A 13922-nucleotide genomic window follows, 5' to 3' on the forward strand; every position below is an offset into this window, starting at 1 on the left:
CCCTACTTTATGCAGTTTTTTTCTTCTTCCATAAAATCGCACCGATTAAAATAAGAACTGCTATCATAACAATTGTACCACCTGGCGCTAGATCAAGTTGATACGAAGCAAACATTCCACCAATTACTGCAATTTCACCGAATAAAATGGAAAAGAAAATTGTTTGTTTAAATCCTTTAGCAATACGAATACTTGCTGCAACTGGTAACGTCATTAATGATGATACAAGAAGAACCCCCACTACACGCATTGATACTGCAATGACAAGAGCAACTAATATAATGAAAATAAAGTGAATCCATTTCGCTCTTAAACCAGTTGATACTGCGTATTCCTCATCAAATGATAATAGAAACAGCTCTTTATATAATAAAATAATTGTCGCAACAACAACAATTGCTACAATACCAATAATAATTAAATCTGTACTTGTTACAGCACTGACACTACCAAATAAATAACTAAATAAGTCTGTGTTAAATCCATTTGCAAGTGAAATGAAAATAACTCCAACCCCCATCCCTGCCGAAAGGATAATTGGAATTGCTAATTCTTGATAGTGCTTATATACAGTTCGTAACTTTTCGATTAGTAGCGCTCCACCAATCGAGAAAATCATCCCCATATATAAGGGGTTTAAAAACCCACCTGTAAAAATGGTTTTTTCAAGTAATAAACTTGCTGCAATACCCGATAACGTCACGTGACTTAATGCATCCGCAATAAGAGATAAACGACGAATAACAACAAACACACCAATTAGCGGTGCAACAAGTCCAATTAAAATACCTGCGTATAAAGAATTACGTAAAAAGTCATATTGTAAAAAATCTTGTATCATTATATCCTCCCGTGATGCTCATGTTCGTGTTCTAAACGATGAACATGATGTCCATATAAGACGGACATTTCTGCATCTTCTAACTCTCGGAACTTCTCTACATTTCCATGGAAATGTAGATGTTGGTTTAGGCATGCAACATGTGTTACTTTTTCAGTAACAGCTCCCATATCATGAGTAACAAGAATTAATGTGATCCCGAGCCTTTTGTTTAAATCCTCTAATATTTCGTAAAAACTTTCCACATTTTTTACATCGATTCCAACAGTAGGCTCGTCCAAAATAAGCAATTCAGGATCACTAACGAGCGCACGAGCAATAAATACACGCTGTTGCTGTCCACCAGAAAGCTCTCCAATGTTACGACCTTGAAACTCACTCATCCCTACATCAGCAATTGCTTTTTCTACCTTTTTCTTATCCTCTTTTGTGAAAAAGCGAAAAAGCCCTTTTTTCGAAACAAGTCCCATTGACACAACTTCAGAAACAGTTGCTGGAAAACCAGAATTGAAACTATTTGCCTTTTGGGATACATAACCAACTTTGTTCCATTCCTTAAACTTCTTACTATCAACGCCAAACACGCGAATGCTTCCTTCTTTTGGCTTTAAAACACCTAATAAACACTTAAGTAGAGTTGATTTACCTGAACCATTCGGTCCCACTAAACCTAAAAAAGCTCCCTTCGGAACTTGCAAATTAATATTTTCTAACACATTCCGATCTTCGTATCGGAATGTTAAACCTTCAATTTCTAATATATTATTCATAGCATCTCACCTATTTTAATTCAGAATGATTCCGATTTATATCTATTTGAATTATAGTACAGCTTATTATAGTTGTAAACCAATCTGCCTAAAATATATCTATTTTTTCAAGAAACCCTACTATTATAACAAAAAGCAGAGAAAAATTCTCTGCTTTCGAAAAATATTCCTATAAACTTTTTAGTGAATAGCCGATTTAAACTTACCACCATTTGTCTCTTGCGTGCTCATAATCGTAACAAACGCATTTTCATCAATTTCATGCACAATTGATTTTAACTTCGTCACTTCTAGACGCGTTACAACTGCATAAATAACTTCTTTTTCTTTATCCGTGTAACCACCTTTCGCTACAAGCTTTGTAGTTCCACGGCCAAGACGATGCAAAATCGCGTTTGATACTTCCTCATATTGATCAGATACAATTAAAACCGCCTTCGTTTCATCTAGCCCTTGAATTACTGTATCGATCGTTTTAAATGCGATATAGTACGTCATAACAGAATACATCGCTTGTTCCACACCAAACACAAATGCTGCCCATGCAAAAATAAATAAGTTCACAAACATTACGAATTCACCAACAGAGAACGGTAATTTCTTCGTTAATAAAATCCCCATAATTTCAGTTCCATCTAGCGATCCACCATGACGAATTACAAGTCCTACACCAAGACCTAAAATAAGACCACCAAACACTGTCGCTAAAATAGGTTCTGTTGTAAATGGTGGTACCGCATGTAACGTTGACTCAATGAAAGCTAACGCTACAATACCAAATGTCGAAGATAACATAAATGTTTTTCCAATTTGCTTATAACCGGAATACATAAATGGGATATTGAGAACAACGACTAAAGTAGAAAAACTTAACCACCAAATGTTAGGAGTAAGATAATCTAATATAAGAGAAATACCAATAATTCCACCATCAATAATTTTATTTGGCATTAAAAATAGTTCAATTGCTACCGCCGCGCATGCTGCTCCAAAAATAATCATAACTAAACGATAAATGAGATGAATAACACTTTCTTTTCGATGTTGCTTTTGCTCCATAAGTCCTCCCTTTACTCTTTTTCTGTAGTTTTGTCCTTATATTATAACATACGCTTCTTTTCCTCATGAAAAAAGAAACTCCATACGAATATGTACAAGCTATATGCTCATATATTTCGATAGAAGAACGCGTGAAGGAGGATAATAAGATGAACCTCATTAAACAAATTGTTAATAAAAAATTAAATCATATTTCTACAAAAGAGTTATTAAAATATAGCAAAGAATATGAAGTTCCCATTACAGCCGCACAAGCTGATCAAATCGTTTTACTTATGAAGGGTAAAAATATTAATATCTACGATAACAACGAGCGACTAGAGCTCTTAAAACAAATCGCAAAAGTAACTTCCCCTGCCACTGCCCAACAAGTAAATACATTATTTCAGCAACTACTAAAATAAGGAGGGGATTTCCCCCTCCTTATTGCGCTTTAATTTTTTCAAGAAGCCCTTCATCAAAAGTGCCGTTTTTCAGCATTTCGATTTCCAATTTGTATGGTGGCTTCTTATCTTTTTTATCTTCCCCTACATACGGTGTTTCAAGAATTTTTGGTACATGCATTAACTGTGGATGATGTACAATGTGATGCAATGCTTTATACCCAATGTGACCAAATCCAATGTTTTCATGACGGTCTTTTCCTGCTCCGCGTACATTTTTACTATCATTAATATGAAGTACTTGTAAACGATCTATACCAACGATCTTATCAAATTCGTTTAATACGCCGTCAAAGTCATTTACAATATCATATCCTGCATCATGCGTATGACATGTATCAAAGCATACAGATAGCTTTTCATTATATTTTACACCATCAATAATTTTTGCAATTTCTTCAAAGCTACGACCGCATTCTGTTCCTTTTCCTGCCATCGTCTCTAACGCAATGTTAACCGTCTGTTCTGGCGTTAATACTTCATTAAGCCCTTTAATAATTTGTTGAATACCAGCATCTGCTCCAGCACCAACGTGCGCTCCTGGGTGAAGAACAATTTGTTTCGCTACACCTAATGCCGATGTTCTTTCAATTTCCATGCGAAGAAAGTCTACTCCTAATTGGAATGTTTCTGGCTTCGTTGTATTCCCAACATTAATAATATAAGGCGCATGGACGATAATTTCCTCAATTCCGTTCAGCTCCATATGTTTTCTTCCTGCTTCTATGTTCAATTCTTCAATTGGTTTTCTTCGTGTATTTTGCGGTGCACCTGTATAAATCATAAACGTTGTTGCACCGTATGAAACAGCCTCTTCACTTGCTGCTAATAACATTTTCTTACCACTCATGGAAACATGAGATCCAATCTTTAACATACAATCACCTCTTCAATATACAATAGATATAATGATAGCATAATTTGTAGAAATATGTAGTGAATTGTTTGTTCACAAAAGATGCACTACACAAATTTATATGACTATTTATACAGACTATACTTTTCATTTAAATTAGCTGGATTAAGTGAAACTTTAATCAATACTTTTCTATCCATATTGATTACACCTCCCACAAATAGCGGGATAAAAAAAAGATAAGGGAAACCCCTTATCTTTTTTTATTGCCATATTTTTTCTTCACTTTGTCACGTTCTGTTGCAAGTTTACGTTTATAGTTTGGTTTTACTTTTTTTGGTTTTTTAATAACTTTCGTTGCCATAACATCAAGTTCGTCATTTGGTTTTTTACGGCTCTTACGACGACGACGCTCACCTAAATCGGCCCACTCATCTCCGCGTAAATCTACATGCTTGAACTCAATATGACGTTGTTTTTCTAAACTATCTAACGCTTCTTCGTTTGCTGGATCATATATCGTCACTGCAATACCAGAATGCCCCGCACGTGCTGTTCTTCCAACGCGGTGAACGAAGAAATCTAAATCTGATGGTAGCTCATAGTTAATAACATGGCTAATCCCTTCAATATCAATACCACGTGCTGCTAAATCAGTCGCAACAATATATTGGAATTCAAGGTCACGAATTTGTTTCATCATTTTTTTACGATCACGTGGTGATAAATCCCCGTGAATTCGTCCAACTTTTAAGCCACGTTCCATTAATCCATCAGCAACTTGGTCTGCCATCTTTTTCGTATTCGTGAAAACAACTGCTAAATACGGTTTAAATTGAAGTAGCATTTTATGCACTAAATCAATTTTATTACGATGTTTAGAAGGCACTAAATAGTGTTCAATGTTTCCAGCTGCAACTTGTTTTGGATTGATATGAATATGCTCTGGATTCTCCATATACTTCTTCAGAAACGGTTTTAGTTTTTGAGGAATTGTTGCAGAGAAAACTAACATTTGCAAGTTTTTAGGCATGCGTGCTGCAATTTTATCTACATCATGAATGAATCCCATATCAAGCATTAAGTCTGCTTCATCGACAATAATCGTATTTGCTTTATGAACAAATAATGCTTGCTCTTCTACTAAATCTTTAATACGTCCTGGTGTTCCAACTACGATATGAGGTTGTTTTTTCAACTTTTCAATTGAGCGTTGTTTATCAGTTCCACCAATTAAACAACGTGCTGTAATCATTTGGTCTGCCGCACAAAACTTTGTTAACTTCACGATTTCTTCGTAAATTTGTTGTGCTAACTCACGAGTAGGCGCTGTAATAACAAGTTGTACTTCTTCACGACTTGCATTAATTCTGTTTAATGTAGGAAGTAAGTATGCATGTGTTTTCCCAGAACCTGTTTGGGATTGTCCAATTACACTTACACCTTTTTTCACGACCGGGAAAATTTTCTGCTGAATTCCTGTCGGCTCTGTAAAGCGTAGTTCACGAACTGCATCTATTAAAAATGGTTTAAAATCATACTGTGTAAAAGTTTGTTGTGTCATAAGTTACACCTTCTTTCTAAAATTTCTACTGCGCGCACAAATCAGTCAAGTCTACATTATATCGAAATCTACAAGTAAAATCCATCTTTAGTTTAGGTTTTCACTTCAAAAACTAACCTTCTTCCCTTTTATTGCATATTGTATGTGTATATACCTAACTGAAGAAAGGAGGATTTCTCACATGTTTCCGAAATCCCCTACAAGGCAAATGTATCCGAATCCAGGGCAGCAACCTTATACACCATATCCAATTCCACAACTACCACCAATGGCACAAAAAAAGAAAGGTTTTCTTGCTAAGCTTTTTAAAAAACACGATCCAACCGAGCCTTTTATGCAAATGGTTCCACCTTACCGACAAATGGAAGGGCAACTGATGATGCATCAGCAACCACCACCGCCGCCACAATATCAACAGCAATATCAGCAGCAATACCAGCAACAATATCAGCAGCAACATCCACAATATCAACCATACATGCAGCAACATCCTGAGCAAATGATACCGCCTCAAATGTATGAATCAAATGAAACGCGCGGCGGCGCAACTACAGCTGCCGCAACAGCAAGCAGTGGCATCGGCAGTTTCTTTTCGAACTTAATTTCGAATCCTACTAATATGATAAACAACATCGAAAAAGTATCCCAAGTCGTTCAATCTGTAGGTCCTGTCGTCGAACAGTATGGTCCTATTATGCGTAGTCTACCAAGCATTGTTAAAATCCTCACCTCTGGAAAAAGTACGGAAGAAAATCAAACGGAAAATGTAACAGAGCCAGTTGAGGTAGAAAGTCCGCCTCCTGCACCTCAAAAAAAGAAACGAAAACGAAAGAAAATAGTGATTGAACCTGTAATAGAAAAAGAGTTACCGAAAGAACCAGTTCAACAAACAGCAACAAAACCAAAACTATATGTGTAACAATCCTTTGTTTTCTATCCACTCCTCCTTTATAATGTAAAAGACTATGCACAAAAGTATCCCTTGTTTAGAAGGAGAGGATTACTCATATGAAAATTGTTAAAATTTCCCCTCGTGGTTATTGCTACGGTGTTGTCGATGCAATGGTAATTGCACGTAACGCTGCATTAGATAAATCATTGCCGAGACCCATTTATATTTTAGGTATGATTGTTCACAATAAACATGTTACAGACGCTTTTGAAGAAGATGGAATCATCACATTAGACGGTCCAAGTCGCTTAGAAATTTTAGATAAAATTGATTCTGGTACTGTTATTTTCACAGCACACGGTGTTTCTCCAGAAGTTAAACAACGCGCAAAAGAAAAAGGTTTAACAACAATCGATGCCACTTGCCCAGATGTTACCAAGACGCATGACCTTATCGAAGCTAAGAAAGCGGAAGGGTATCATGTCATTTATATCGGTAAAAAAAATCATCCAGAGCCAGAAGGCGCAGTTGGTATTGCACCTGACATCGTTCACCTTATCGAAAGAGCCGATGATTTAAAAACATTAGAAATTCCAACAGATAAAATTTTAGTAACGAATCAAACAACGATGAGTCAATGGGATGTTCAACATTTAATGGAGGACATTCAAAAAAAATTCCCAACAGCAGAATTCCATAAAGAAATTTGTTTAGCTACTCAAGTTCGCCAAGAAGCTGTCGCTAAACAAGCTGATGTTGCAGACTTAACAATTGTTGTTGGTGATCCGAAAAGTAACAATTCAAATCGCTTAGCACAAGTATCACAAGAAATCGCCGGTACAAAAGCATATCGAGTTGCTGATGTAAGCGAAATTCAATTAGAGTGGCTACAAGGTGTAGAAAACGTAGCTGTTACAGCAGGTGCTTCTACTCCAACGCCGATTACAAAAGAAGTTATCGCGTTCTTAGAGCAATATGACCCAATGAATCCAACAACGTGGGAGAGAGTTAGAAAAGTACCACTTCAAAAGATATTACCTCGCGTAAAGGTGAAGAAAGAACAATAATAAAAACCGTTGCCCTAATGGAGCAACGGTTTTTATTTTACTTATACAAATGTGAATGGATCTGTATGTAACTGCGAAGCATGAATTTGAACATTTAATTTCTTTGCATCCACTTTTTCTTGCAGTTGCTTTTGTACACCTTGTTTCATTACTTTTTCAACATTATGTCCTGGGTCAACTATATTTAAACCGAGCATCATCGCATCATGAGCAACATGATAGTACATGTCACCAGTTACATATACATCTGCTCCTTTAAATTTTGCTTGGTTTATATATTTATTACCATCTCCACCAAGTACAGCTACTTTACGCACTTTATCATCTAACTTACCGACAACTCTTGCCCCATTCACGTCTAATGATTGTTTCACATGTTCTGCAAATTGACCAAGCGTCATTTCTTCTTGTAAGTATCCTATTTTTCCCAGGCCTAACGTTTCACCTTTATTATCAAGCGGGTACACATCGTATGCTACTTCTTCATATGGATGTGCCGTTACCATTGCTTTAATCACTTTCCGCTGTAATGAAACTGGAATAATCGTTTCGATTCGCACTTCTTCTACACGTTCTAACTGTCCAGTTTCCCCGATATAAGGGTTTGTCCCCTCTTGAGGTACAAATGTGCCTGTACCCTCGCTACTAAACGTACAGTGGCTATAATTGCCGATATGACCAGCACCTGCGTCTCCTAATGCTTTCCTTACTTCTTCTGCATGAGTGACTGGCACAAACACAACAACTTTTTTCATTTCTTCTGCATATGTCGGTGCTAGAACTTCTGTATTTTGCAATCCTAACGCCTCAGCAAGTAAATCATTTACCCCGCCCTTAGCAACATCCACATTTGTATGCGCTGCATAGATTGCAATATCATTTTTAATACACTTTTCAATAATTTTCCCATACGCCTTATCTGTATGAATCGCTTTTAACGGGTTAAAAATTAAAGGATGATGAGCAATAATGACATTTGCCCCTAATTGAATTGCTTCATCCACAACTTCTTCCGTTACATCTAACGCAATCAATACGTGCTGCACGGGTTTATTAAGCGCTCCAATCTGCAGGCCAATCTTATCTCCTTCCATCGCCAAATGCTTCGGATACATACTTTCAAATAAAGAAATAATTTCATGGCCGTTTGGAATTTTACTCATGATAAAACCTCCCCTATCATTTTCATTTTCGCTTCTACTTCCCCACGCTTCGCTTTTGTTTCTTCAGAATCAGCCGCACGTTCCAACTGTTTTAAAATATTTTGGAAGTTTTTTAATTCTCCTTCCCATTTTTCAACGAAAGCCTCACTTTTTTCTTTTATTAAAAATGGTCCCATAAACAATTCAGCTTGTTTATTTTCAGAGTAAGGCGCTACAACATTTCCTCGCTCCCCTACTAAAATTTCGTAAATTTTCCCATCTTCTTTTACGATTTTTTCATGGATAAGCTCCCAACCATTCTCAATAAACCATTCACGAATATGATGCGCTGCAATATTCGGCTGTAAAATTAAACGTGTTACACCTTCTAATTTTTCTTTACCACTTTCTAAAATGTCACGAATTAACGCTCCGCCCATTCCAGCAACCGTAATTACATCTACTTCTCCTGGCGCTATAACAGCTAATCCATTCCCTTTACGCACATCTACTTTATCTTGTAAACCACTTTCAGCTACAGTTGCTTGCGCAGAGCGAAATGGTCCATCTACAACCTCTCCTGCAACTGCTTTTGTAGCAATATTATTTATAATTGTATAACACGGTAAATACGCATGATCCGATCCAATATCAGCAACTGTAGATCCTACTGGTATTTCACGTACAACTTCTTCTAATCGTTTTGAAAGCTTTACTTCATTCATGTATTTCCATTACTCCTTCTCTTGTCAGTCTGTCTCCATGATAATGAATTTATAGTAGTTGTTGCAAGCCCATAACAACAATTCACCGCTCTATCATTCATCGTATTTTAGAAAATATAGAAAAACAAGCCCTTTGCATAAGCAAAAGGCTTGTCATACGGAACTTTATTTTTTCTTCGATAACCAATCAGCTACTTTAGCGGCTTGATCAGCTGGAACTATATTGGCAGGCATATTGCCTTTTCCTTTCGAAAGAATTTCTTTAATTTCATCCTTTGAAAGTTTCCCACCAATTTTTTGTAAGTTAGGTCCAACTGCCCCTTGTAACTGATCACCATGGCAGCTCGTACAGCTTTGCTTCACAATATCCTCTGGCTTTGATGCTGTTTGTGCTGGCTTCCCGCCATTTTTTGCATCAGCTAACTCTTTAGATTTATTTAGCCCCTGAAATGAAAATACAAACATAACGATAATACCCAATGCTGCAATAAGAGCGAACGGAATCAGCGGATTACGTTTCATATCTCTTCTCCCCCCTCTATACCCCTAAATAGTTAGATGATTCAGTCATTTCCATTGTACTTGAAAACGCTCTATCAGAAAAGAGTAAACTACCACTTGTTAAAAATATTCCATAAATTCAGTTTGTTGTTTTTTATTGTCATATCGCTTATTATTTCGATAATTATTAACGTTTCTCATCATATTTTTCGCTTTTCTACATATATTTTTGTATATAATAAACAAAATTAATCGAAAAATCGAAAAATGAGCATTTGCAAATCAAAAGACAATTCTGTAAAATAAATTACAAGAAATTGTAATCGTTGCCGATAGCTAAATTTTAACAAAAATTAACAAAATAAAAAAGTTTACTTCACAAAGGTGAAGTAAACTTAAAAAATAACCTATTCTAAGAAATCCTTAAGACGCTTACTACGGCTTGGATGTCTTAATTTGCGAAGTGCTTTTGCTTCAATTTGACGAATACGCTCTCTCGTTACGCCGAATACTTTCCCAACTTCTTCAAGCGTACGAGTTCGTCCATCATCTAAACCGAAACGAAGACGTAGAACATTTTCTTCACGATCTGTTAGCGTATCTAACACATCTTCTAATTGTTCTTTTAGCAATTCATAGGCCGCATGGTCCGCAGGCGATGTTGCTTCTTGGTCTTCAATAAAGTCACCTAAATGGGAGTCATCTTCTTCACCAATTGGTGTTTCAAGAGAAACTGGCTCCTGTGCAATTTTTAAGATTTCACGTACTTTTTCTGGAGCAAGATCCATTTCTTCACCAATCTCTTCAGGAGACGGTTCACGACCTAAATCTTGTAATAATTGACGTTGTACACGAATTAACTTATTAATCGTTTCAACCATATGAACTGGAATACGAATTGTTCGTGCTTGGTCTGCAATGGCACGTGTAATAGCTTGGCGAATCCACCAAGTTGCATACGTACTAAATTTGAAACCTTTACGATAATCGAACTTTTCAACAGCTTTAATTAGACCCATATTACCTTCTTGAATTAAGTCTAAGAAAAGCATACCACGGCCTACATAGCGCTTTGCAATACTTACTACAAGACGTAAGTTTGCTTCTGCAAGACGACGTTTCGCTTCTTCATCGCCTTCTTCAATACGCGTTGCAAGTCGAATTTCTTCTTCTGCAGATAGTAAGTCTACACGACCAATTTCTTTTAAATACATACGAACAGGATCGTTGATTTTAACCCCAGGTGGTACACTTAAATCATTGAGGTCAAACTCTTCTTCTGTTTTTGTAATTTGGCGATTATTAGGGCCTTCTTCGTTGTCATTATCACCAACTAAATCAATGCCTTGTTCACCTAAATATTCATAGTATTCATCCATTTGATCGGATTCAATTTCAAATCCATTCATGCGTTCTGCAATCTCTTCATATGTAAGAACGCCACGTTTTTTTCCGAGCTCAGTGAGTTGTTCTTTCACTTGCTCAAGGGTCATTTCAGTTTCAATTTGTTTAGAACGAGCTGGTTTGTCAGCCATCTGTTCCCCTCCTTACGCGAGATACAAACATTCATTATACTAAAACTTTATCAAAAAAGCTATTTTCTCGCTTTTTGATTTTGTAAATATGCTACATAATATTTAGCAGCCTCTACAGGATCTGTTTTTTCCATTTGTTTCACTTTAAAGATGATCTCCATCTTTTCAAGTTTTTCCTGATGCCGTCTAAGCGTCTCCAAATGGCCTTGCAACACTTCTTCTGTGTATTCTGGATTAATAAATTCATCCGTCGAAATATCAGTGATAATATTTTTCAACTTTTCATCAGAGAGCCAACTTAAAAATGTTCCGACTGAAGGTTCATTTCCCTTTTCATAATATGCGTATAGTTCATATAAAATCCCTTTATGTTCTTCTGTATGAAAATCTTCTATATGGGATTCCATACGAACAGCTACTTCTGCACTTTGCAACATATGGTAAATAATTTCTCTTTCCGCTCTTTCAAAACCTGTTAACTTCGGTTTTGTTTGAACGACTTGAGACGGTTTAGCAACCTGCTTTATTTGTTTTTGCTGTACCTTTTGTTCTTTGCGATATTGGTGCAATTGGTTCAAAAGTGTTTCCATTGAATACGAAAATTCTTGCGATAATGACTTCAAATATGACTCTGCCTGCATCGCATCTTGTAACAACGATAACTCTTTTAAAACACTCTTCACATATTCTTCTTTGCCAGACTCATCTTGCAAATTTTTCCCTAAACGCAAATAATTTATTTTAAAACCAACAAAACTCACACTTGATTTCACAAGATTTTCAAAAGCAGTAGTCCCATATTGTTGCACATATTCATCAGGATCAAGCTTATCTGGCAAGGATGTGACTTTCACTTGGCAACCAACTTTTAGCAATAATTGCCCTGCTTTCATCGTCGCTTCTCGCCCTGCTTTATCACCATCATAGCAAAGAACAACAGTTTCAACGTTACGTCGCAGAAGTTTTGCTTGTTCTTCAGTTAAAGCTGTTCCCATTGTCGCAACAGCTTCTTCCACACCACTTTTTACCGCAGCTAGTACATCGGCATATCCTTCGAAAAGAACCACTTGCCCACGCTTTCTAATAAACGGTCTTGCTTGGTGGAAGTTATACAACAATTTACTTTTGTGAAAAATCGGTGTTTCAGGGCTATTTAAATATTTCGGAGTGTCATCTCCTAACGCCCTTCCACTAAACGCTATCACCTTACCTTGTAACGTATAGATCGGGAACATAACTCTTCCACGGAAGCGATCATAATGACTACCATCCTTCTCACTTCTTATTAGAAGGCCAGCTTGTTCCATACTAGACAGCGATAAACCTCTTTTTTGTAAAATTTTCGTCGCTGCATCCCAAGTAGGTGATGCATAACCAATTTCAAACTTCTCAATCATCTCTTTCGTAATACCACGGTTTAATAAATATGAAAGTGCTTCATTTCCCTCTTCCGTATTTACTAATAAATGATGATAATACTTTTTCAATAATTCATGAGCTTGTTGCATGATGACAGTGTCATCAGATATGTCTTCTTGTTGTCCTTGCCCTGATGTATACTCTGCAACCGCAATTCCATTTCTTTCGCCTAGCTTTTGAACAGCCTCGGTAAAAGCCAGTCCTTCCATTTTCATTAGAAAGGAAAATACATTTCCACCTTCTCCACATCCGAAGCAATGAAAAATTTGCTTATCAGATGAAACAGAGAATGAAGGAGAATTCTCACCATGAAATGGACAAAGGCCGAAATAGTTACGCCCCTGTTTTCTAAGTTGAACGTATTCACCAATGACTTCTACAATATCGGATGATGTCCGAATCTGTTCAACAACTTCTTCGGGAATTCTGTTCCCCATAACTCCATCTCCGTGTCGTATTTTGTATTCGATATAAATTAAAAAATTCCTTTATAATTCGACAATATTTTTCTAAACTTGTTAGAAAGTGTTGCCGATTACATTGTATAAACGATTTTAAACCTTTCCTATAGGTCCTTTATCTGCATAAATCGCATATACATACTTGCTATATAAAATTGTATACATTTGCTCATCTGTTACAAATGTATCTCTTAGAAACAATACATATACACCTTTTTATAAGAAGAGTAGCAAGCCACATATACTGTTTGATCTTGAGATTTGTAACTTTTTCATGTTGATCCATATAACGATCAACTCCATTTTGTTCAGTATCTACAAAGATCCAATGGCCTTGCTATTTCCTTAAAGGATGAGCATATGATGCGACAAACAAAATTCCGACATGAAATTCCGCTCCAACTTGCACAATTTCAGCCTTCACGGGATATACATCCACACCAACTAATATGTTGTCAATGCTTTGCATATTTCTGTATTCTACATCCCTTCTGTGAATCCTTCCATAATGTGCGTTTTCTTGTATAGATTTTGTCGATTTAACGTAATTACATGTCTTTTTCGTAAATCCTATCCCTAGTTTATTCTGAAAAATTAAAGTCTAAACGTAAAATATAGGTTTTTATCACAATTTTTTATTATAATAT

At 36.4% G+C, this 13922-nt stretch carries 13 protein-coding genes; 3 read left to right on the forward strand and 10 right to left on the reverse strand.

Translation table 11 applies throughout. From position 1 onward, the window contains the following. Positions 1-7: 7 nt before the first annotated feature. From NST27_RS20970 to NST27_RS20980, 3 genes are all read right to left on the reverse strand, one after another. Positions 8-841: a metal ABC transporter permease gene (locus NST27_RS20970; protein ID WP_000613815.1), complete on the reverse strand. Its 834-nt coding sequence runs from the start codon at positions 839-841 to the stop codon at positions 8-10. Next, positions 841-1611, reverse strand: a complete 771-nt coding sequence (locus NST27_RS20975; protein ID WP_001059662.1) for a metal ABC transporter ATP-binding protein — start codon at positions 1609-1611, stop codon at positions 841-843. The genes NST27_RS20970 and NST27_RS20975 overlap by 1 nt, the downstream gene beginning before the upstream one ends. Positions 1612-1791: 180 nt before the next feature. Further along, a complete protein-coding gene (locus tag NST27_RS20980; protein WP_000435963.1) occupies positions 1792-2670 on the reverse strand; it encodes a YitT family protein in 879 nt (292 codons plus the stop codon). A 149-nt stretch (positions 2671-2819) separates the two neighbouring features. Here NST27_RS20980 and NST27_RS20985 point away from each other — a divergent pair, with 149 nt between their 5' ends. Continuing rightward, positions 2820-3074: a DUF2624 domain-containing protein gene (locus tag NST27_RS20985; RefSeq protein ID WP_001048954.1), complete on the forward strand. Its 255-nt coding sequence runs from the start codon at positions 2820-2822 to the stop codon at positions 3072-3074. Positions 3075-3093: 19 nt separating this feature from the next. On the opposite strand, the gene NST27_RS20990 is transcribed toward NST27_RS20985, so the two are convergent. Beyond that, positions 3094-3990: a deoxyribonuclease IV gene (locus NST27_RS20990; RefSeq protein WP_000912460.1), complete on the reverse strand. Its 897-nt coding sequence runs from the start codon at positions 3988-3990 to the stop codon at positions 3094-3096. Between the two features lie 232 nt (positions 3991-4222). Continuing rightward, positions 4223-5533, reverse strand: a complete 1311-nt coding sequence (locus tag NST27_RS20995; protein ID WP_000194014.1) for a DEAD/DEAH box helicase — start codon at positions 5531-5533, stop codon at positions 4223-4225. Positions 5534-5714: 181 nt separating this feature from the next. On the opposite strand from NST27_RS20995, the gene NST27_RS21000 reads away from it, so the two are divergent. Further along, positions 5715-6452, forward strand: a complete 738-nt coding sequence (locus tag NST27_RS21000; RefSeq protein ID WP_000484162.1) for a YqfQ family protein — start codon at positions 5715-5717, stop codon at positions 6450-6452. 89 nt (positions 6453-6541) lie between these two features. Next, the gene (locus NST27_RS21005; protein ID WP_000706660.1) at positions 6542-7492 is read left to right on the forward strand and encodes a 4-hydroxy-3-methylbut-2-enyl diphosphate reductase; all 951 of its coding nucleotides are present in this window, start codon (positions 6542-6544) and stop codon (positions 7490-7492) included. Positions 7493-7533: 41 nt separating this feature from the next. On the opposite strand, the gene NST27_RS21010 is transcribed toward NST27_RS21005, so the two are convergent. From NST27_RS21010 to dnaG, 5 genes are all read right to left on the reverse strand, one after another. Continuing rightward, positions 7534-8655 (reverse strand): Nif3-like dinuclear metal center hexameric protein, encoded by a 1122-nt coding sequence (locus NST27_RS21010; protein ID WP_000036221.1) that lies wholly within the window; start codon positions 8653-8655, stop codon positions 7534-7536. Further along, positions 8652-9359: a tRNA (adenine(22)-N(1))-methyltransferase gene (locus NST27_RS21015; protein WP_001006544.1), complete on the reverse strand. Its 708-nt coding sequence runs from the start codon at positions 9357-9359 to the stop codon at positions 8652-8654. Before NST27_RS21015 ends, NST27_RS21010 begins: the two co-directional genes overlap by 4 nt. A 165-nt stretch (positions 9360-9524) precedes the next feature. Then, the gene (cccA, locus tag NST27_RS21020; RefSeq protein ID WP_000828141.1) at positions 9525-9881 is read right to left on the reverse strand and encodes a cytochrome c550; all 357 of its coding nucleotides are present in this window, start codon (positions 9879-9881) and stop codon (positions 9525-9527) included. Positions 9882-10267: 386 nt separating this feature from the next. Next, the gene (gene rpoD / locus NST27_RS21025; protein WP_000764066.1) at positions 10268-11395 is read right to left on the reverse strand and encodes an RNA polymerase sigma factor RpoD; all 1128 of its coding nucleotides are present in this window, start codon (positions 11393-11395) and stop codon (positions 10268-10270) included. A gap of 59 nt (positions 11396-11454) precedes the next feature. After that, complete coding sequence (dnaG, locus tag NST27_RS21030) at positions 11455-13251, reverse strand: DNA primase (protein ID WP_000528224.1); 1797 nt, start codon at positions 13249-13251, stop codon at positions 11455-11457. Positions 13252-13922 lie beyond the last annotated feature (671 nt).

This window comes from Bacillus sp. FSL W8-0770 (assembly GCF_038008705.1).
Taxonomy (GTDB): Bacteria; Bacillota; Bacilli; order Bacillales; family Bacillaceae_G; genus Bacillus_A; species Bacillus_A cereus.